General features: G+C 62.1%; 17 protein-coding genes and 1 pseudogene. 6 read left to right on the top strand and 12 right to left on the bottom strand.

Annotated elements, in window-relative coordinates; translation table 11 throughout:
• Window positions 1-134: 134 nt before the first annotated feature.
• From A3AS_RS0123235 to A3AS_RS0123190, 8 genes are all read right to left on the bottom strand, one after another.
• Window positions 135-1,766 (bottom strand): molecular chaperone GroEL, encoded by a 1,632-nt coding sequence (locus A3AS_RS0123235; protein ID WP_018319959.1) that lies wholly within the window; start codon window positions 1,764-1,766, stop codon window positions 135-137.
• A 104-nt stretch (window positions 1,767-1,870) separates the two neighbouring features.
• Window positions 1,871-2,707, bottom strand: a complete 837-nt coding sequence (locus A3AS_RS43750; protein WP_018319958.1) for a metal-sulfur cluster assembly factor — start codon at window positions 2,705-2,707, stop codon at window positions 1,871-1,873.
• A gap of 5 nt (window positions 2,708-2,712) precedes the next feature.
• Window positions 2,713-3,735 carry an amidohydrolase family protein gene (locus tag A3AS_RS0123225; RefSeq protein WP_018319957.1) on the bottom strand — a complete coding sequence of 341 codons (1,023 nt, stop codon included), beginning with the start codon at window positions 3,733-3,735 and terminating at the stop codon, window positions 2,713-2,715.
• A gap of 122 nt (window positions 3,736-3,857) precedes the next feature.
• Window positions 3,858-4,229, bottom strand: coding sequence for an MmoB/DmpM family protein (locus tag A3AS_RS0123220; RefSeq protein ID WP_018319956.1), 372 nt, complete (start codon window positions 4,227-4,229; stop codon window positions 3,858-3,860).
• A gap of 6 nt (window positions 4,230-4,235) precedes the next feature.
• Window positions 4,236-5,306, bottom strand: a complete 1,071-nt coding sequence (locus A3AS_RS0123215; RefSeq protein ID WP_018319955.1) for an aromatic/alkene monooxygenase hydroxylase subunit beta — start codon at window positions 5,304-5,306, stop codon at window positions 4,236-4,238.
• A 61-nt stretch (window positions 5,307-5,367) separates the two neighbouring features.
• On the bottom strand, window positions 5,368-6,408 hold the full coding sequence (locus A3AS_RS0123210; RefSeq protein ID WP_018319954.1) for a 2Fe-2S iron-sulfur cluster-binding protein: 1,041 nt from the start codon (window positions 6,406-6,408) through the stop codon (window positions 5,368-5,370).
• A gap of 84 nt (window positions 6,409-6,492) precedes the next feature.
• Window positions 6,493-8,163 (bottom strand): aromatic/alkene/methane monooxygenase hydroxylase/oxygenase subunit alpha, encoded by a 1,671-nt coding sequence (locus tag A3AS_RS0123205; RefSeq protein WP_018319953.1) that lies wholly within the window; start codon window positions 8,161-8,163, stop codon window positions 6,493-6,495.
• A gap of 1,133 nt (window positions 8,164-9,296) precedes the next feature.
• Window positions 9,297-10,349 (bottom strand): NAD(P)-dependent alcohol dehydrogenase, encoded by a 1,053-nt coding sequence (locus tag A3AS_RS0123190; protein ID WP_018319951.1) that lies wholly within the window; start codon window positions 10,347-10,349, stop codon window positions 9,297-9,299.
• Between the two features lie 178 nt (window positions 10,350-10,527).
• Between A3AS_RS0123190 and A3AS_RS0123185 the strand changes: the two are divergent.
• Window positions 10,528-10,998 (top strand): annotated as a pseudogene (locus tag A3AS_RS0123185) (MFS transporter); the annotation flags it as partial.
• Between the two features lie 62 nt (window positions 10,999-11,060).
• On the opposite strand, the gene A3AS_RS0123180 reads toward A3AS_RS0123185, so the two are convergent.
• On the bottom strand, window positions 11,061-11,573 hold the full coding sequence (locus A3AS_RS0123180; RefSeq protein WP_018319949.1) for an Lrp/AsnC family transcriptional regulator: 513 nt from the start codon (window positions 11,571-11,573) through the stop codon (window positions 11,061-11,063).
• A 135-nt stretch (window positions 11,574-11,708) separates the two neighbouring features.
• On the opposite strand from A3AS_RS0123180, the gene A3AS_RS47525 reads away from it, so the two are divergent.
• From A3AS_RS47525 to lpdA, 5 genes are read left to right on the top strand one after another with little or no spacing between them, the layout of a single operon-like run.
• Window positions 11,709-11,972, top strand: coding sequence for a hypothetical protein (locus tag A3AS_RS47525; RefSeq protein ID WP_157644358.1), 264 nt, complete (start codon window positions 11,709-11,711; stop codon window positions 11,970-11,972).
• Window positions 11,969-13,228 (top strand): 3-methyl-2-oxobutanoate dehydrogenase (2-methylpropanoyl-transferring) subunit alpha, encoded by a 1,260-nt coding sequence (locus tag A3AS_RS0123175; RefSeq protein ID WP_049814964.1) that lies wholly within the window; start codon window positions 11,969-11,971, stop codon window positions 13,226-13,228. The genes A3AS_RS47525 and A3AS_RS0123175 overlap by 4 nt, the downstream gene beginning before the upstream one ends.
• Before the next feature lie 3 nt (window positions 13,229-13,231).
• The gene (locus A3AS_RS0123170; RefSeq protein WP_018319947.1) at window positions 13,232-14,245 is read left to right on the top strand and encodes an alpha-ketoacid dehydrogenase subunit beta; all 1,014 of its coding nucleotides are present in this window, start codon (window positions 13,232-13,234) and stop codon (window positions 14,243-14,245) included.
• Between the two features lies 1 nt (window position 14,246).
• Window positions 14,247-15,518 (top strand): dihydrolipoamide acetyltransferase family protein, encoded by a 1,272-nt coding sequence (locus A3AS_RS0123165; protein ID WP_018319946.1) that lies wholly within the window; start codon window positions 14,247-14,249, stop codon window positions 15,516-15,518.
• Window positions 15,519-15,522: 4 nt separating this feature from the next.
• Window positions 15,523-16,920 (top strand): dihydrolipoyl dehydrogenase, encoded by a 1,398-nt coding sequence (lpdA, locus tag A3AS_RS0123160; RefSeq protein WP_026202283.1) that lies wholly within the window; start codon window positions 15,523-15,525, stop codon window positions 16,918-16,920.
• A 181-nt stretch (window positions 16,921-17,101) separates the two neighbouring features.
• Here lpdA and A3AS_RS0123155 read toward each other — a convergent pair whose 3' ends face one another.
• The 3 genes from A3AS_RS0123155 to A3AS_RS0123145 are packed head-to-tail and all read right to left on the bottom strand — an operon-like array spanning window position 17,102 to window position 20,140.
• Complete coding sequence (locus A3AS_RS0123155) at window positions 17,102-17,548, bottom strand: hypothetical protein (RefSeq protein ID WP_244550579.1); 447 nt, start codon at window positions 17,546-17,548, stop codon at window positions 17,102-17,104.
• A gap of 7 nt (window positions 17,549-17,555) precedes the next feature.
• Window positions 17,556-18,473 carry a DUF2950 domain-containing protein gene (locus A3AS_RS0123150; RefSeq protein ID WP_018319943.1) on the bottom strand — a complete coding sequence of 306 codons (918 nt, stop codon included), beginning with the start codon at window positions 18,471-18,473 and terminating at the stop codon, window positions 17,556-17,558.
• Entirely contained in the window at window positions 18,470-20,140 is a 1,671-nt protein-coding gene (locus A3AS_RS0123145; RefSeq protein WP_018319942.1) for a DUF3300 domain-containing protein, read from the bottom strand. Before A3AS_RS0123145 ends, A3AS_RS0123150 begins: the two co-directional genes overlap by 4 nt.
• Window positions 20,141-20,214 lie beyond the last annotated feature (74 nt).

Here is a 20,214-nt window from a genome sequence, read left to right as displayed (position 1 = left end):
GCTTGTTACACGCCTCCTTCGGCCCATGCCGGAGCTTCCAAGATTGTACCGCGTTCCGGATCGTTGTCACCTAAGATATCCCGACCGCTCGAGCCTGAAGCGGTGCGGCGGAACACGAGGTGCGTGCACACGCCTCATGCGCGGCCAAGCTTCTCTGCTCCGCCGCCGAGCGCCGGTCCCTGCGTCGGATCGGTGTATTGCGGCACGTCCGCAACCAGCGTGTTGGTAGTCAGAACCAGCGTGGCGACGGAGGCTGCGTTTCGAAGCGCGGTATACGTCACCCTGACGGGGTCGACGATGCCGGCCGAAACCATGTCGATGAAAACGCCGCTTGCGGCGTCGAATCCGACACCCGTCCGCGAGCTTTGCAGCTCGGCCACGACTTTCTGCGCATCATGCCCCGCATTCCGCGCGATGAAGGCGGCAGGACGCGACAAGGTCTCACGTACCAGCCTGATGCCTTCACCCAGATCGCCATTGATGTTGCCGAGCGTGCGCGCCACCACCGGCGCGCACTGCGCCAATGCCGTGCCACCACCGGGCACGATGCCCTCCTCGGCCGCGGCCCGCGCCGCGCTCAACGCATCGTCGATCAGCTGGATCGTGCGCTTCTGCTCGACCGGCGTGACGCCCCCCGCAAAGATAACCGCGGTTCCGCCCGACAATTTGGCGAGGCGCTCCTTGAGCTTGTCCTGCTCGATGTTGGGCGGTGCCAGATCGTGCTGCTTGGCCACTTGCTGGCGCCGCGCCGCAATCGCCGCATCGTCGCCACCGCCGCGTATGATGACCGTTTCACGCGCACTCGCCCGCACCTGCCGCGCGGTGCCGAGATCGCCGATGCCGATCTCCTCTAGCCTGCCGCCGAGCTCGCGGGCAATGACCCGCCCGCCGGTGATGATGGCGAGGTCGTCCATCATCGCCTTGCGCCAGTGGCCGTAGTCTGGTGGATTGACCACGAGCACCTTGCCGCGGTTGCCATCACCCAGCAGCGTGACGACGACCTCCGGCGCGATCTCCTCAGCGACGATGACGAGCGGCCGTCCGGCCGCGGCCACCATCGCGCGGACCGGTGACAGTTCGCCCGGCGTCCTGATCTTCAGATCGGTCAGGAGAATGTAGGGCTGATCCAGCACCACTTCCATCTTCTCGACGTCCGTCACCATATGGTGGGAAATGTAACCGCGGTCGAACGACATGCCTTCGACGACCTCGAGCGTCGTGCTCGTCGTCAGCCCGTATTCGGAACTGATGATGCCGTCCTTGCCAACGCGCTCGACCGCCTCGGCGATCAGACCGCCCAGGTGAGCGTCGGTCGATGCGATCGTCGCCACCGCCTGCAGGGTCTTGCGATCCGTTACGGCGACCGCCGCACCCTTCAGGGTCTCGACCACGACCTCGACGGCCCGGTCGATCCCCTTGCAGAGATCGACGGCCTTGGCGCCTCGCTCCAGGGCCACAACGCCGCCTTGAATGAGGCCGTTCGCGAGCACCATCGCCGTCGTCGTACCGTCGCCGGCGACTTCGTTGGTCTGCATCGAGACCTCGCGCACCACCTGTGCCCCCATGTTCTCGAACCGGTCCGGCAGTTCGATCTCGGAGGCGATGGTCACGCCGTCTCGCGATACGATGGGCGTGCCGATCGGCCTGTCCACCATCGCGTTCATGCCCTTCGGACCGAGCGTCGATTCGACCGCGGCGGCGAGCTTCTGGACCCCGCGCGCGAGAGCACGGCGAGCTTCGATGTCATGCAGCAGAACTTTTGGCATTGCGCTTCACTCCCACGTGGTCGTCTCTTGGTTATCAGCTCGGGCGGGATTGCTGTCCGCTCCGTCTATTGGCGCTCGCAGGCGCTTCGTGTAGCGGCCCAGCCTCACACAAGCGCGGCAGAATGTGTCTTTGTGACCGCCGGCCCGACTGACTGTGCGGCACAACCACTGCCGCAGCCGCCGCATGGCCCGGGCGTCTGGCTCGACCGCTCCCCATCGACCTCGCGATAGCGGACCGCAAGAAGTCCTCTGCACAAGGAGCTGTTGAACTCCATGTTGATACGCACGCCTCGCAACCGCTGCAGATACGGGACCATTTCGTGTCGCTTGATGGTGCATCCATCGTAGGTGACAAAGGCGCGATCGCCGGCGAGATTGGCGAGGTTCCGCTCGACCAGAAGCTCTCGATAACGCGGCTTCTGGCGGGCAATTTCCTCCGAGTCGAAGTTGATCGCGTCAAAGGTGCTCAGATCCATCCGGCAGATCGCCGGATCCTCATAACCCAGCCCTCGCAATGCCAGTATCATGGTCTCCTGGCGCCGCTCGAATGCCTTGCGGCGAAATTTCTCCCGCAGCTCGTCAAGCGACCCGCCGGCCGCGAAGTCCTTGAGCGCATCACCAAACGACATGCCCTCGCGGACACCCTTGTTGATCTCCTCGGCGACCATGTGATCCCGAAGCTGCGGACGGGCCTCGCGAACCCACGGCAGCGAGGATACCGCCCGGCGCATGTCATCGGCCATCAGGAAGGCGAAGTTCGCCGAACACCAATAGGTCGGCAGACGAAAGACGATCTCGACGCCGTCGTCATGATCGACGGAGACTTGCTCGACAAATCCGAGCTCGGTAACCGACTCGTCCAGCTCGGGATCCGTCACCATCGCAAGGCGCTCCCACACCTCGCCGGTCTTACGATCATGCTGATGTTGGAGCGCGCTCATGATGTCTACTCCGCCGCAGTCGCATGAACCTGCTGCGCAAGCTTCGCCTTCTGTGCCTCGACGTCGACGCCATAGAGGCGCGCTGCATTGAGGCCCAGAATCTTCCGCTTCGCCTGGGGAGTGAGGTCGACGCCGTGCTCCTGCTTCAGGTCTTCCGGCAGCTCGAAGTTCCAGAACTTCTCGACCAGCCAGCGAGGCGTCCAGATCGCGTAGTCGCTGCCGAAGAGAATCTTGTCCTCACCGACCCAGAACAGCAATTCGCTGATCACCTCGGCAAAGTAGCGCGGACGTCCGTGGATGAACGGCAGTACCACCGCCAGGCCACCATAGACGTTGGTCTCCTGCACGGCGATCCAGCAGAAATCGTCGAGTCGCGGCAGGCCGCAATGCTCGATGATGAAATTCAGCCCCTGGAAATCGGTCGCGGCATGGTCGACGTCGTGAACATCGAAGGCATCCTTGTCCAACGGGATGATCGTCGGCCCCTTGTGGACGTGGATGTTGGTGATCCCCAGCTTCTGGCAAAGCTCGAAGCAGCGATAGGCGTTGGGATCCGTAAGCTTCCACCCGCGCGAGTCGCCCTTCCACTCGGCCGTATAGAGCTTGACGCCCTTGATGCCGAACGTCTCCTTCATGTAGTGGATGTACTCGAGAGCCTTCTCGCCATCCCGCGGGTCGAAGGCGCCGTTGACGATGAAGCGGTCCTTGTACCTCTTCGCCATCTCGGCATTGCGATCGATGGTGTTGAACCCGTTCTTGTAGAACTCGGTCAGGTAGGTCGACTGAACGACGGCCATGTCGTCCGGACCATCGACGAACAGATCGTGGTACATCTGATCGGCACTGTATTTCTCGAACTGCTCCTTCGGCCAGAGCTTGTCCTTCGGACTGAGCGAGGTGTGATACGCGTAGAAGCAGTCGATGAACTGCTTGCCGTGGATGTTGAGCTGGTTTGCCGGACTACCGTCCCAGAAATGGGTGTGGCCGTCGATAACGAAAACTTCCTCGCCGCTGGGAGTGATAAACATGGTGATCTCCAGGAATCCTTGGTTAGCTCTATTCGATCAATCGATGCGCAGTCGTCGCGCTGGAACGGTTCGAGAAGAGGTGGGGCCACGAAGCGGCCCCACCCGGTCAGGGAGAATGGAGCTCACTCGATGTATTCGAAGACCTCGTCCATGTTGCCGAACAGCGTCACCGTATTGTCGTCGATGCGCACCATCCGGCCGTAGTGGGTCGAGGTATTCACCTCGAAGATCTCGGCCGTCATTTCCTTCCCTAGGATTTCGCTGATCTCGTCCATCTTGAAGATCAGCTTGCCCTCGCCGTCGATGCGGATCAGCGCGGGCTGGTAGGTCACGGTGACGTTCGGCTTCTTTCCCATGAACTCGGCAATGGCTCGCGCCTCGACGCTGTCGTTCATGGTGACGCCGCACTGATGGGAAATCGTTTGCTCGAAACGAAGATCTCCCATCTTCTGGAAGATATTCTGGTTGGTCGCAGACCTGGAGACGACGGACATTGCAATTTACTCCTTGGGAAGGGTGAGGCCGAGCTCGCCGAGAATCTTCTTGATGCGTTCGACCGACTGCGCACGGGCATCGGCGTATTGCACCGGCTTCGAGTGCGGTTGCGACCAGATCGGCTGAAGGCCGGCCGCCGCCTTGTTCGCCAGCGCCACATGCTTGTTCACCCAGCCCTGGAACAGCTTCTTGTTGTGGGCGGCATGCTGATTGTCGGTCACCAGGAGGTGCATCAGATCGATCGTGTTGGCGAGATTGCGCTCGTAATCCGCCTCCGCAGACGAAATCACCGGCGGCGTGATGAAATCGCCGTTCGACGAGGCCACCTGCATCAGGAAACCGCTGCGGAACAATTCGCCGACGAGTGGCTCGAACACGATGTTCGTGGCGAAGTACTGCTCGAGATAGTCGGGCGAGCCCATGATCGATTCGATCGCTTCCCGGGTACCTTGCCAGCCCTTGTCTTCGAGCCAGGCGCGCTTGCCTGCCGCGTCGTCGAAGCCCGGAACGTCCATTCCGATCTCGGCCAGATAGAGCGTGATGTCCTGGGAAAGGCGGAGCTTGTACGACGAGTTGGTCAGCGTCGCGTTGTTGATCATCTGGGTGTAGCCGTAGCGCTGAGCCTGCATCAGCGACGTGCCGAGACCGAACTCGGCATGCTTCCAGGCGCCCAGATGGTTTTGCAGGATCTTGATCCAGGCCTTGTCGAAGCTCTTCGGTGCGCCGGACTTGCGGCCGTTGGCGATCACCGCCTGGACCATCGCCTCGATCCTGGACTGCCGCTGGTAGTGAGTGCGCTCCCACTCCTGGTCGGGGGCACGGAAGGCGTGCCAGTTCGAGCTGAGCGCCGCCGTGTTGTCCTTGGTGTAGGCACCCTTACCGTTCGGAAAGGCGATGATCCAGTCCTGCAACAGGTAGCGTTCCGGATCGGGTTGGACGTCGACCGTCACGTCCTCGTAGTGCGTGGCTCGCTTGCTGCGCGGCTCGAAATACCGATATTTTCGGCTATCCGAGTCCGGGAACACCGCAGAACCTGCTGCACCGGATTTGGCTGATTCAGTTTGAACGGCAGTCATGGTCGTCTTCCTCCTCCTGTTGTCGGGCCTTAAGATGGGTCGCTCGGCGGTCAAAGCCGCCCTAGTTGTTGGCTGGCGTAAACTTGTCGAAGAAGGTTCGGTCTGACTCGACGTCGTTCATCTGCAGTACCGGCGTCAACGCCTCGATCATCGGCGATGGTCCGCAAGCGTAAACGTCGACGTCTTCGCCATATCCGGCGCTGCGAAGGTGCGATCCGACCGCTTCGTGCACGAAGCCCTTCGCTCCCCTCCAGGCCGTATCGTCCGCTGCATGGGAAAGAACGGGGACGAAGGTGAACTCCGGATGGTTGGCTGCGAGCTCGGCGAAGCGATCGAGATAGAAAAGGTCGCCCCGCGTTCGAGCTCCGTAGAAGAAGTACACCGGGCGCATTTCTCCCGAGCTGATGTGATCATGCAGGATGGACCACAGCGGCGACATCCCGGATCCACCGCCGACCAGGATCATGGCTCCCGTTTTGTTTTCTCGTCGGAAGCAGGTCCCGTAGGGTCCTTTGATTCCGACTTCGGTTCCGACGGCGAGATCTCCGTCAAGTCGTGAGGAGAAGCGCCCGTTGGGATACTTCTTGATGATGAACGCGAGTTTTTGGCTTTCGCCCGGCGAATTTGCCATGGAAAACGAGCGCGTAATCGTCTCTGGTCCCGGGAGCGTGATGTCGACATATTGACCCGCCCAGAACTTCAGAGGTTGCTCCAGTGTGATTTCGAGGCGGCGGATGTCATGGGTCAGCGCAGAGACGTTCGTAACGGTGCCCGTGAAATCCTTGACGGGAATCGACTTCGACAGCACTTCCTCGTCATAGTTGAGGAGCTCCACCTCCAGATCCGAGTACGCCAAGGTCCGACAGAGCAAAATGTAGTCCTGGCCACGCTCCATCTCGTTCAGGGCAAACGTCGAGTATTTCTTCAGCTCCACGTCCCCACCAGTAAGAACGCACTTGCACGCCGAGCACTGCCCCTCCTTGCAACCATGCGGCAGCGCGATCCCTTGACGAAACGCAGCGTCGAGAACCGTTTCGTTCTCCTCGACCTCGAACTCTATGCCTACCGGTTGCAGGCGAACGACATTAGCGGGCGCGCCCATAGGGGCCTCCTCAAACGAACGCTTTCATTTCTTCCGGGGAGCGATCTGGAAGGAGCCGGCCGCAGCCGGCCCCTTCCGTCTCACTTAGGTGCAGGGATTGATCGTGAATCCCTTGCGATACTCGGCAAGATGAGTCTCGCGGTCGGCCGGGCTCATCTCCCGCAGCGTCTGCAGCGGGCTCTTGAGGATGTGGCCGCGGACATCGTCGAGCGTCCACATTTCCTTCTGGTCGAACCGCAGATGCGGCTGGGCGACCAATGTCTTGCCGTCTGTGCGCACGAAGCCGAGATCCTTGATGGCGTCGGCGATATCCACGTTGTGGTAGACGCTCTCCCACTCGCGACGGCCGCTGAACCGCCCCATCGCCGGGGTCGGACGACCCTGGTACTGGCCGGCGAAGGCTTCGACGGCCGTCCAGCGATCGAGCTCATGGGCGAAGGTGTGCAGCTTGCCGTCGATCTCGTCGGTGACGATGTCCTCACGGATCAGGCACGGAACGAGGCACGACCAGCAACGATGCGGATAGACGTAACCGACATCGCTGTTGAACAGGATGTTGGTCTGGCCGCGATGCGACAGCTTCTCGTACCATTTCCAGAACTCGCCGAACTGCGCGTACCAGCCCGGATATTTGTGCTCGAACCACTCGAAGTCCTTGTCGGTCTGGGCTTCGATACGCCAGAAGTTCGCCGACCAGCCGACCGCAAAGAACTGAGCGACCTTGTGGACGTAGTGCTTCTCGGTCAGCCGCTTCCAGGCGGTCTGCACGTCGTCATGATGGATCTTGATGCCGTACTTCTCGAGGGGCAGCATATAGGTCCGGTAATAGTCCTCGAAGATCCAGCGGTGCCACATCTCCGCGTAGGACTCCTTGTTCTTGTCGCGGTTCGTGGTGCCGTATTCGATGAACGTCCCGATCGCCGCGTCGACGATGGCATGGTTCTGCCAGAAGGCATACCGCATGTCGCGTTCGAGCAGCAGGTGGTTCTCCGGCTCCTTCAGCATGGACATCAACATCGAGTGGCCGTTGCCGATATGGCGGCTCTCGTCCGACTGAACCGAAAGGAACACGGTTGGCAGCGCATAGTCGCCGTTGCGCGCCGCCTCCGACGGCATGGCGACGAACAGCGTGTTGGTGAACGCCGTCTCGGCGACGACGGTCAGGTAGACGTTCGCCGACGTGATGGCGTCACCGGTGATGAAGCCCTCGCCGAACTGGCGACCGATCGTGGTGGCGTAGCACTTGCCGAACGCCTCCTCCGTGATATCGAAGCCGGCCGGGTCGATGTAATTCTCCATGTACCATTTCTTCAGGTTCATCTGGATGGTCGAGTGACGGAATTCGTCGACCATCTGCATGGTGAAGCCAGTACGGAGATCTTCGCCGGGTGCAAGGCGTCCGACCATGGCCATGGACCGCGCGGCGGAGATTTCCGGGAACGGGATGATCGCCAGGAACAGCTTCATCCACTCGACCCAACGTGGCTCGACGTTGCGGAACATGTCGCCGCGAAGCGCGGCATCGAGGGCGCCGTAGACGCGGTTGTCCTTTTCCTCCTGCATCGGGAAATAGGAGCGAAGGACCTGCTTCATCGGATCCTTCGGCGCCTTCGTGATCTTGTAGTCGGTGGGGAAGGTCATCGCTTCCTGGACGTAGGACGGATTCCATCCGAGATCTGCAATCTTCTTTGCAGCCTCACCGACAGAAATGCCGCGCTGGGCGGTGATCTTGTTGAGTGTTAGCGTTCCAGACATTTCGTCTTTCCTCCTGATCGGGTCAGAAACCACATCGATATTCCGCCTGCCTGGACCTTCGCGGACCGAGCAGTGCTTACCCGTGCGTTACGGGCCACCTCGCGACCGTTTGCACGGCCGGACGTTTGATATCGGCAAGGGTCTCAGGATGACTGTGGAACGCCTCAGGGATGATCAGGAGCGATCTTCGGACCCAGCCGTCTTCCGATCGCAATTGAGTCAGCCCGCGCGAGGTTCGCCCTCAGCTTGACATCCCCTTCCCTCGTTCTTTTCGCGGCTCGCCCCGGGCGGAGCAGTCAGCGTTGTTGTGCCAAACAGCTTTGCAATGGGCGTGCCAGCGCTCTCTTGCCCCGCCAAATCGATTTCTGACTGCCGGAGGTGAGGATCAGCACTGACGGAGACGTCGCGCCTCCCGGTTGGCGCGCCGCGGAAATGCAAACTGCGACAAGAGTTGCAAAATGAGAATCGGAGCAACGCGGAGACCGCCACTTCGCGGCGCAATGTTTGCGCTGCAGCAGCGCCAGAATTTCCCCGAGCAACACGTTTGGGCGCTTTGGGAATTGAACACTGCTCCTCGATGCGACAGACTCTTTCGCGTTGAAGGCCGCGCATTGCCTAGACCGGCTCGTTGCCCGCCCACTCGGACTAGCGATAGCCCTCGAAACCGGCCGCCTGGTTTGATTGCCGGACCTTCTCGATCCAGCGTTCCGTATACTGGGCGTAGCAATCATGATCGCAGAAAGGGAGCCCGGTGCTGAATTCTCTCAGATAGTGAGCGTGAATGGGCTCTGAGCAAGACATGCAGAACGTCTTCAGCCACGGTGTTCTGCCATTGACGAGGACGAACCTCATACGGCGTTCCTAAGCGATCATATCGATATGAGATTGACAACGATGCAGATTGAGACGATGGCGCACAATGAGACTCCGGAGATCAGACCACTGTCCACCTTTGCGGTGTTTGCACTGCGATATGAGCTTGTGTGAGCCCGATCTGATTGGACTGCTGCAGCGCGTGACGCGGCCGGGGCTCCGGTGACGGCGTCAGACGACACCACGCGAGCATGACGATGGCCGCTCGCTCGATCCATCGCGAGGAAATGCATGCTCGCGATGGATGATGCAGCTATCCTTCAAGGGATCAACACGGCCCGTCCATGAATTTTGCCGGCATTGAGATCGTGCAAGGCCTTATTGGCGTCCGCAAGGCGATACTCGGCCGTGGCAAGCTCAACCAGACCTCGGTCCGCAAGGGCCATCAGCTCGGTTAGTTCGGCCCATGTGCCGACCAGATTGCCGATAATGTTTTTCTCGGTTATCACCATGTCAACTGTCGGCACCCGAATGTCCTCGCCGTAACCGACGACGTAGTAGCTGCCCATCGGACGGGTCATTGCCAGGCCCTTCGACGTCGTGCCCTTCTCGCCGACGAAGTCGATCACTGCTTCCGCACCGTTTCCACCGGTCAGGCCGAGAACGGCTTCCACTTCGTTGCCGTCAGCTTTCACGAGATGATCGGCGCCTGATTTTTCGGCCAGTTGTAGCGATGCTTCGGACTTGTCGACGACAATAATGTCGGCCGCACACATCGCTTTGAGGCACTGGATTCCGATGTGGCCCAACCCTCCCGCACCGATAACAACGCAAGATTCGCCTGGCAAAAGGTGACGCGTGGCCTTCTTGACAGCGCGATAGGCGGTGAGGCCTGCATCAGCGTATGGCGCGACATCCTTTGGCGCCAAAGTCCGTGGCAGCGGGACGATGTTGCGTTCTGAGGTGCAAAGGAACTCTGCATAGCCGCCGTTGCAATCGAGGCCTGGGAACGTTCCAGGACCGTGCATGTCGAATCCTCGGCGACAGGCGAGACACGTCCCGCCGCTGATCTTCGGATGGACGATGACAGGATCGCCCTTCTTTAGTCCCTCGACTTCCTTGCCAACCTCTTCGATCCAGCCTGCATTTTCGTGCCCCATAATGAGGGGAAGCAGCTTGTCACCGCTCGGATCCATGTGCGGCTTCCACACGCCTTCGACGATGTGAAGGTCGGTTCGGCATACGCCCGCACCACCGATGCGGACGATGACGTCCGTTGATTTTGTCAGCTTCGGATCAGGCACCTTCTCTTCCCCGACCCAAAGGTCGTTGGAAAGTTTCTCGTCGTAGGCTCTCAATACTTGGGCTCTCATTTTCTCCTCCGTGCCCCCGGCGAACTTCGGTGCGCCGTCGGGTCATTCGAGCCTCAGCATTTTTTGTGCCAGTAGATTTATGTCGCGGCGCCAACAGCCCTTGTCCGAGCCGCGGGTGGACTTTGCTGCGCGGTTGTTTCATCATGGATGAACAGTGACGTCCGCGCTGCAACGCAGAAAGGCTATCGCGCTGAGCGCGATCTATTTCGGCTTCGTCGGCGCTCTCTACGGCATGCAGTTCTGGCTGCCGCAGATCGTCAAGGCGTTCGGGTTGACCAACGCCCAGACCGGCTTCGTCACCGCGATCCCGTATCTGTTCGGCACCATTGCGATGATCCTGTGGGCGCAGCATTCGGATGCCACCCGTGAGCGCGTGATGCATGTCGGCGCGCCGCTGATCCTGACCGCAATTGCGCTCGCCGTTTCCTCCTATCTCACCGATCCCACCATGACGATGGTGGCGCTGACGGTGGCTGCTGTCGGCGTATTCTGCTGCTTTGGAGTGTTCTGGACCCTGCCGACAGCCTGGCTTTCGGGAACGGCGGCGGCCGGCGCGATCGCGCTGATCAACTCGATCGGCAATCTCGCCGGCTTTGGCGGTCCTTATCTGATCGGCTGGGTCAAGGAAGCGACAGGGCAAACCTCGACCTTGGGGTATGGGGGGACTCAGCGTCAGAAGCGATTAGGCGCGACGGAGTGCCTGATCCCTTACTAGACCTGGACCGAGGTCAGCTTCTTCAGGCAGCGCAGCGCAAACGACGACCGGCTGTGGCGGATGCCAGGGATGCGATAGAGCTTTTCGCGCAGGAAGCGTTCATAGCCGGCGGTGCTTTCGACCGCGACCTTCACGATGTAATCGTAATCGCCGGTGGTGAGATAGGCCTCGATCACCTCCGGCAAATTCGTAAGCAATTGGCCAAAGCGCTCGAGCATCTCCTCGTCGTGGCGGTCGAGCGTCAGCTCTATGATGACCGTTTCGGGCAGGCCAAGCTTGTCCTGATTGAGCAGCGCGACGTAGCCATCGATATAGCCCTGCGTCTCCAAACGCTTCAGCCTGTTCCAGCATGGCGTGGTGGAGAGCCCGATTCTGTCGGCGAGTTGCGCCGTCGTCAGGCGCGCATCCTGCTGCAAGGCACGCAGGATCTTGCGATCGATCTCGTCGAGCCGAAGTGCATCCTTGCGCGGAGCTTTGACAGGCCCTCTGGCACGTCCGGTCGATGCCATACCAAGAATCCTATTCTCGCTTTGCTATCCATATTTGGAAAATTCTTACCGCATTTTTAGACTACACCCAGATCAAAGGAACGACAATCCTGGCTTTTGCCAGTACGATGTGCTTACCAAAATGAGACGCATGCGGTGTTTGTTCTCGAACTGCAGACCAGCAATATGCACGCCGCACTCGGCCGCCTGCTCGACCAGACGCGTGTCGCAGGGCTGCCGCTTGCTGCTCTCAGTGCGCGGGCGGATGCGGATGCCTGCCGCATCTCGGCTTCCATAGACATCAATGACCGCGACGTCATCGACCGGCTCGTTCGGCGCGTTGGTGCGTTATTCTGCGTCGATGCAATCGAGGTGAGAGGTGAAAGCCAATGCCCGACCCCAACCTCATCCGTGACATGATCCCGCAAGACGGGGCGGCTCCATCCGCCGAGCATCCGCCACTGAGGCTGCACGTGCCGGAGCCCGCGGTTCGCCCGGGTGGCACGCCCGATTTCTCCAACATCCGCATTCCGCGCGCAGGCCAGGTCAATCGTCCCGACGTCGACGTGGATGCCGAGACGATTCGTGATCTCGCCTTCTCGGTTATCCGCGTGCTCAATCGCGACGGCGAGGCCGTCGGTCCCTGGGCAGGTGCGCTCTCCGACAACGAACTGCTTGAGGGCCTGCGTCACATGATGACGCTGCGTGCGTTCGATGCGCGCATGCAGATGGCGCAGCGTCAGGGCAAGACCTCGTTCTATATGCAGCACATGGGCGAAGAGGCCGTGAGCTGCGCCTTCCGCAAGGCGCTCAATCCGGGAGACATGAATTTTCCAACCTATCGCCAGGCCGGACTTTTGATCGCCGGCGGCTACTCCCTGGTCGAGATGGCCTGCCAGATCTATTCCAACACAAACGATCCCCTGAAGGGGCGCCAGCTGCCCGTGATGTATTCCTCAAGGGAGCACGGCTTCTTCACGATCTCGGGAAATCTTGCCACCCAATACATTCAGGCGGTCGGCTGGGCGATGGCCTCGGCAATCAAGAACGACACGAAGATCGCGGTCGCCTGGATCGGCGATGGCGCAACCGCTGAATCCGACTTCCACGCGGCCCTCGTGTTCGCTTCGACCTATCGCGCGCCGGTCGTACTCAACATCGTCAACAATCAATGGGCCATCTCGACCTTCCAGGGCATCGCGCGAGGTGGCTCCGGCACGTTCGCGGCGCGCGGCCTCGGCTTCGGCATTCCGGCCCTACGCGTCGACGGCAACGACTACCTCGCCGTCCACGCCGTCGCGAAATGGGCGTGCGAGCGTGCACGCCGCAATCTTGGCCCCACCCTGATCGAGCACGTGACCTATCGCGTCGGCGCGCACTCCACCTCGGACGATCCCGCGGGCTATCGGCCGAAGACGGAGTCCGAAGCGTGGCCCCTCGGAGATCCCGTGATCAGGCTGAAGAATCATTTAATCGTGCGCGGCGCCTGGTCGGAGGAACGGCACAAGCAGGCCGAGGCGGAGATCATGGACACAGTGATCGCGGCGCAGAAGGAGGCCGAGGGCTACGGCACGCTGCATTCACCTCAGCATGCCTCGGCGCGTGACATGTTCGAAGGCGTGTTCTCGGAGATGCCGCCGCACCTGCGACGGCAACGCCAGGAAGCGGGAGTCTGAGCGATGCCGCGCAAAACCATGATCGAGGCGATTCGCGAGGCCATGGATGTGATGATGTCGCGCGATGACGACGTCGTCGTGTTCGGCGAGGACGTCGGCTATTTCGGGGGCGTGTTTCGCGCCAGCCAGGGCCTGCAAGCGAAATACGGAACGAGCCGTTGCTTCGATACCCCGATCAGCGAGCTCGGTATCGTCGGCATCGCAGTGGGCATGGCGGCTTACGGCCTGAAACCCTGTGTCGAAATACAGTTCGCCGACTACATGTATCCGGCTTACGACCAGATCGTCTCCGAGGCCGCGCGGTTGCGCTATCGCTCCAACGGTCAATTCACCTGCCCGCTCGTGGTGCGCATGCCGACCGGCGGCGGCATTTTTGGCGGCCAGACACACAGCCAGAGCCCGGAAGCTCTGTTCACGCATGTCTGCGGTATCAAGACGGTCGTGCCGTCGAATCCACGGGACGCCAAGGGCCTGTTGATCTCTGCGATCGAGGATCCCGATCCCGTGATCTTCCTCGAACCGAAGCGGCTCTATAACGGTCCATTCGACGGTCATCACGACCGGCCGGTAACGCCGTGGTCGAAGCATGATCTCGGCGAAGTCGACGACGGACATTTTGCAATTCCGCTCGGCAGCGCCGCTATTCGCAGGCCGGGTGAGGCCGTCACCATCCTCGCCTACGGGACGATGGTGCACGTCGCCGAGACCGCCGCGACCGAATCCGGCATTGATGCCGAGATCATCGATCTTCGCTCGCTGCTGCCTCTCGATCTCGACACCATCGAAGCCTCGGTCAAGAAGACCGGACGCTGCGTCATCGTGCACGAGGCGACGCTGACCTCTGGCTTCGGTGCTGAACTCTGCGCATTGGTCCAGACACGATGCTTCTATCATCTGGAAGCCCCGATCGTGCGTGTCGCCGGATGGGACACGCCCTACCCGCATGCGCAGGAATGGGACTACTTTCCGGGCCCTGCGCGTGTCGGCCGCGCATTGATCGAAACGCTGGAGGCTTGAGATGGCCGAGCGCGTGGTCAGGCTGCCCGACGTCGGCGAAGGCATTGCGGAAGCAGAGCTCGTAGAATGGCACGTGAAGGTCGGCGATGTCGTGCGCGAAGACGCCGTGCTCGGTGCCGTCATGACCGACAAGGCGACGGTGGAAATTCCCTCGCCGACGGACGGACGGGTCATCTGGCTCGCCGGCAGTGTGGGCGACGTTCTCGCCATCGGCTCGGACTTTGTTCGGCTTGAGGTAGACGGCAAAAGCGCGCCAGCGGCGGAGGCAGTGAAGTCGGCCTCGTCCACGGCAAGCACTTTGGCCAAAAAGCCTGACGTTGCCGCAAGCGCCCCGCGCATGGCGCGCGAGCCGCCCAACATGCTGAAGTCGCAGCCCTCTGCGGCGCCACCCCACCACGCAGGCGATCGGCCTCTCGCCGCCCCCGCGGTTCGGCTCCGCGCGCGGGAGGCAGGCGTCGACTTGCGTCAGATCCGCGGCACGGGTCCCGCCGGGCGGATCACCCATGATGATCTCGACGCCCATCTCGCGCGCGGCCGCACCGGAACGACGGCGACGCCGTATCCAACGCAAACCGCGGTCACCGACATCAAGATCGTCGGCTTGCGACGCAAGATCGCCGAGAAGATGTCCGTTGCGAGCTCGCGCATTCCGCACATCACTTATGTCGAAGAGGTCGACGTCACCGCGCTCGAGGATTTGCGCGCGAAGCTCAACAGCCAGAAGCAGCCGGGTAGACCCAAACTGACAATGTTGCCGTTCCTGATGCGCGCCATGGTGCGCGCGATCGCCGAGCAGCAGCATCTCAATGCCCATTTCGACGACGAGGCCGGGATCGTACACCAGCACGCAGGCGTTCATATCGGGATCGCCACGCAAACGCCGCCCGGCCTCGTGGTCCCCGTCGTCCGGCATGCGGAAGCGCGCGACCTCTGGAGTTGCGCCGCCGAGGTGGCACGGCTCGCGGAAGCGGCTCGGAACGGCAGCGCCACCCGCGACGAGCTCACCGGCTCGACCATCACCATCACATCGCTCGGCGCGCTGGGCGGGCTCGCGACGACGCCCATCATCAATCATCCGGAGGTCGCGATCGTCGGCGTCAACCGCATCGCGATCCGTCCGCATTGGGATGGCGCCGCCTTCGTGCCGCGTCAGATGATGAACCTGTCGTCCAGCTTCGACCACCGGGTCATCGATGGGTTCGATGCAGCCCAGTTCGTGCAGCGGATCAAGACACAGTTGGAGACACCCGCCATGATCTTCATTGACGGGTAGGATGATGACCGAAATCACGTGCAAGCTCCTTGTCATCGGCGCGGGCCCTGGCGGCTACACCTGCGCGATCCGTGCCGGCCAGCTCGGCATCGATACGATCATCGTCGAGGCCGAGAAGCCGGGTGGAACCTGCCTCAATGTCGGCTGCATTCCTTCCAAGGCCTTAATCCATGCGGCCGGTGAGTATGAAACCATTGCGCGCGCCGCGGCGGGCGAGAGCGCACTGGGCATCACCACGGCGAAGCCGTCTCTCGACTTCGCCAAGACCATCGCCTGGAAGGACAATATCGTCCGACGTCTGAACGGCGGTGTGGCTGGTCTCTTGAGAAGGGCCGGTGTCAGGCTCGTGGCCGGCTACGCTCGCTTCCGCGACGGCAAGACCTTCGAGGTCGAAACGCAATCCGGCCGGCAGGTGATCCATGCCGAAACGGTGGTGATTGCGACAGGCTCCGAGCCGGTCGCCCTGCCGTTTCTCCCCTTCGGCGGGCGGGTGATCTCTTCGACCGAGGCATTAGCGCTCACCGAAATCCCGAAGGAGCTTGTCGTGGTCGGCGGCGGGTACATCGGTCTCGAGCTCGGTACTGCATTCGCGAAAATCGGCACGGCCGTCACGGTCGTCGAGGCCGCGCCACGCATTCTCCCGCAATATGATCGCGATTTGAGTGAGCCCGTCGTAAAACGGTTAACCGCGCTCGGGGTCACGGTTCTGACCGACGCAAGGGTGAAAGCACTCGAAGCCAATGGCACGGCGCTGGCGATCGAGACCGCCAATGGTGAGCAGGCTTCGCTCGCAGTCGACAATATCCTTGTTACGGTCGGCCGCAGACCCGTGACGAGCGGCTTTGGCCTCGAGCAGCTCGATCTCGATATGGACGGACCTTTCATTCGAATTGACGACCGATGTCGCACCTCGATGCACGGCATCTGCGCGATCGGAGACGTCACGGGAGAGCCGATGCTGGCGCATCGCGCCATGGCGCAAGGCGAGATGGTAGCCGAGATCGTTGCCGGCCGCCGTCGCGCCTGGGACCGGGTTTCGATCCCGGCGATCTGCTTCACTGACCCCGAGCTCGTCACGGTCGGCCTGTCACCCAACGAGGCGAGCAGCAGGGGATTCGATATCAAGACGGACCTCTTCCCGTTCAAGGCCAACGGCCGCGCATTGACGCTGGATCGGGAAGACGGCTTCATCCGGACGGTCGTGCGAGCCGACAATCACCTCCTGTTGGGTATCCAGGGCGTCGGCGCCGGCATCGCCGAGCTTTCGGCAGCCTTCACTCTTGCGCTGGAGATGGGCGCGCGGCTGGAGGATATCGCCATGACCATCCATGCGCATCCAACCCAAAGCGAAGCCTTTCACGAAGCTGCGCTGAAGTCGCTAGGACATGCGATTCATATCTAAGCACAGGCGCCACCTGCGCCGTAGAGCTGCCACCTGGCGCCACAACGTGCGCCCGGTCACTGGTCATCGAGGAAGACCAAGGACGATCAAGCATCAGAGAACATGGTCCCATTCTCAACAGATTGTGAGCTGCCGCTACCACGATGTTGCTGCGGCAGGACCGGTTTCCTCGATTGTCGTCCTATCGCAGAGAGATCGTGATCTGACTGATATTGGCCGCCAGTTCGAGTCCCGCCTTGGGGCCTTGCAGCACGATCGTCACGCCCTTTTCGTTGCGGAGGTGGGCGCCGCTGACGCCGCCGACCAGAGCAAAGCCGCCGCCGACCGAACTGTAGGTGCCGGCAAAGTCGCCGACCTCGCGGATCCCGGAGGCCCAGCCATCGAGCCGGCCGACTGTCGCGCCGACCGTGATGCCGAAACTCAGGCCGCTGATCCTGAACGGATAGGACTTGCCACGATAGGTCAGCACGCCATTCCCGGCGCCGCCGCCGACCAGAAGGCCGGCCTTGACGATCTTGGCCCTGACGTGACCGGACGCCTGCGCCAAGGCCGGGGTCGCCGGCATGGTCAGTCCGATTGCCAACAGGAGGAACGCTATCAGGCCGAGCCGGCGCCGGCGCATGGACATGCGCCATTCAGGGTTTTGCGGCATCGACCTTCTTCCAAGTCTCATCGGGATCGAACAGCGTGGTGCGCTCGGCGACAAACGCCGTGCGCTTGCCAAGATCCTTCTGGTAGACGGTGCCAGCGTGATTGACCAGGAAGGTCATGATGCCCGAATTGCCGTACTCCGCGGGCCACGCGATCAGGGCGAAACCACCAATCATCTTGCCCTTGACCACATAGTCGAGCGCGCCGCCGGGCGCATCGCGGCCCTGCCCCTTGAGGATGCGGAAATAGTAGCCGTGATAGGGCGCAGGTCCGACGTCGCCCGCGCGATAGCCCTCCTTCGAGGCCTCGGCCGCCAGCGCGCCAAGCGGGCTCGGGTCGCTGTCGTCGCGCCAGAACAAGCCGTCCTTCTTGCCGGGCGATGAGACGATGCGCTGCGCATAGACGCCGGCGCCCTCACCGCGGTCCCTGTCGGCGTATTCGTTCTGCGCGTCGACAAAGGCGAGCGCGGTCTGGATCGCGTCGAGCTCGTTACGGCCGATGCGACGGCGCAGCACCTCGATGCGTCCCTCGTCGGTGTCGAACTCCCAGCCGGCCTTGGTATTGACCAGCGGAATCGGGAACGGGAAGTCATCGGGCCCCAGCATCAGGGTCGCCGTCTTGTTGCCCTCCGCCTTGATGCCGTGCTTGGCGTCATACATCGACGTGAAGCGCTGGCGGATGTCGTTGTCGGCGATCTCGTCGCCGGACGAGACGATGTCGTCTGCGGCGCGGCCCAGCACTTTCAGGATATCGTCTGGTCCGATCTTGACCGCGGCGGCAAGCGCGGCCGCTGCATCTTCCGGCGTCTTGAAGGATTGCTGCGCCTGCGATGCTGAGCCGAGCAGCGCCAGCGCCACGAGTCCCGGCAACATCGCGCGACGGAATGATTTCGAGCCGGTCATGGCGTCACCTCCGCAGGGATCTTCGCGCCGCCGGCGAGCCAGTCGCCATAGCTGCGGAATGTCAGTCCGAGTTTTTCGTAGCGAACCCGCAGATATCCATCGCTGCCGCGGGTCACGGCGGCAGGCATCACCTGCTCGACCTCCTGCGCCATGACGCCGACATAGGCCTTGTCGCCGCCGATGTAGCTGAAGCGATAATAGCCGAGGCCGTTCGCGAGATGACCGAGCAGGACGATGTCATGCTTCAACGCGATATCGGAGCGCCGGCCACCGCCGCCACCGCCACGGAAGCCGCCACCGCCGCCTCCGCGGAATCCGCCACCGCCACCGCCCCGCATTGCCATTCCGCCACCGCCGCCGCGGCCGGCCATGCTCGGTCCGCCGCCGCCACCGCGCGGCATGCTTGCCATGCTGGATCGTCCGCGCGCGGACGCCGCCGCGGCCGAGCGGCCGGAGGAGACGTTCATCGCACCGCCGCGATTGCCGCCACCACGGTTGGCTGCCGCGCCGCCGCCGGCGCGGTTGGCGGCCTTGGCACGGTCGCCGCCGCCCTTGGCACGATCGGCAGCTCCAGCGCGATCGCCACCGCCGGGCCGATCGCCGCGGTTGCCGGCACGATCACCCGCACGATCTCCCGCCCGATCACCGGGACCACCACGATCACCAGCACGGTCACCGGCGCGATCGCCGGCCCGGTCTCCAGCACCTTGGTTGGGACGCAGCACCTGGTTGCCGTCACGGCCGCGGAAATCCATCCGGTCCGACACGCCGGCCTTCAGGTTGTTGTTGCCGAAACGCTGCTGAACGTTGCTGTTGTTGTAGCGCACGCCACCGCGATGCGCCGGATTATGCTGCCAGCCGTTACCGATGTTGGTGGTGCGATGATTGACGTAGACATTGCGGTTGCCCCAATTGCAGCCGCCGCCCCAGTAATTGCCCCAGCGCCCGATCGCCCAAGCCGTGCCGAAAGCGAGGCCCGCCGCAACCACGCCGGCGCCGATGTAGGACGGGTAGCCCCAATAATACGGCGGATACTCCGCATAGGGCCAGCTGCCATAGACCGTCGCCGGATCGTAATACGGCACGTACATCTCCGCGGGATTGGCCTGCTGGATCACAACGACCTGCTTGCCTTCCTGCGACTGGACACTGACCTTCTGCTGCTTGGTCGTGACCAGCTTCTTGTTGTCATAGGCCTTGTTGCGCAAGCGCTGGATCGCATCCATCACGTCAGGCTGCTGGGCGAGAAAGGCATCGCCGAGCTTCTTGGTCCAGTCGAGCTGATCGCTCATCATGGTCAGGACATCGGCAGTGCTGGCCAGCGCCTTGATGCTGTCGTCCCAGGCCTGCTTCTCGACCTCCGTCTTCAGCGCATCGCCCTTCAGGGTCTTGCGCTCCTTTAGCCAGCGGTCGGCCTGCACCACCTCCAACGGATAGGTTGAGGCGGCAAGCACATTGGCAAGGAGCTCGTCTGGATACAGTGCGATCGGCGCCACCAAGGCCTCGAGCTGCTCCGGCTTCAGAAGCTCGGCCGTCGGCGCAGGCGGAGGAGCCGGCTGCGCTTGCGGAGTCGGGGCCGCAGGCGTCGTGTTGGTTTGCGCCGTTGCGGCGAACGATGTCGCCATGACGACCGCAAGCACCATCAGGGTCTTGCCGCAGCGAAACATTGCATCCTCCCTTGCACTTCCAGGGTGGGACGATCGGGCCGGGACGCAGACGTTTGTTGATCGAGATCAACGAA

The sequence above is a fragment of the Bradyrhizobium sp. WSM2793 genome, assembly GCF_000379585.1.
In the GTDB taxonomy this organism is placed as follows: domain Bacteria; phylum Pseudomonadota; class Alphaproteobacteria; order Rhizobiales; family Xanthobacteraceae; genus Bradyrhizobium.
Note: the sequence above shows the minus strand (reverse complement) of the source record. Positions and strands in the feature narration are given on the sequence as shown.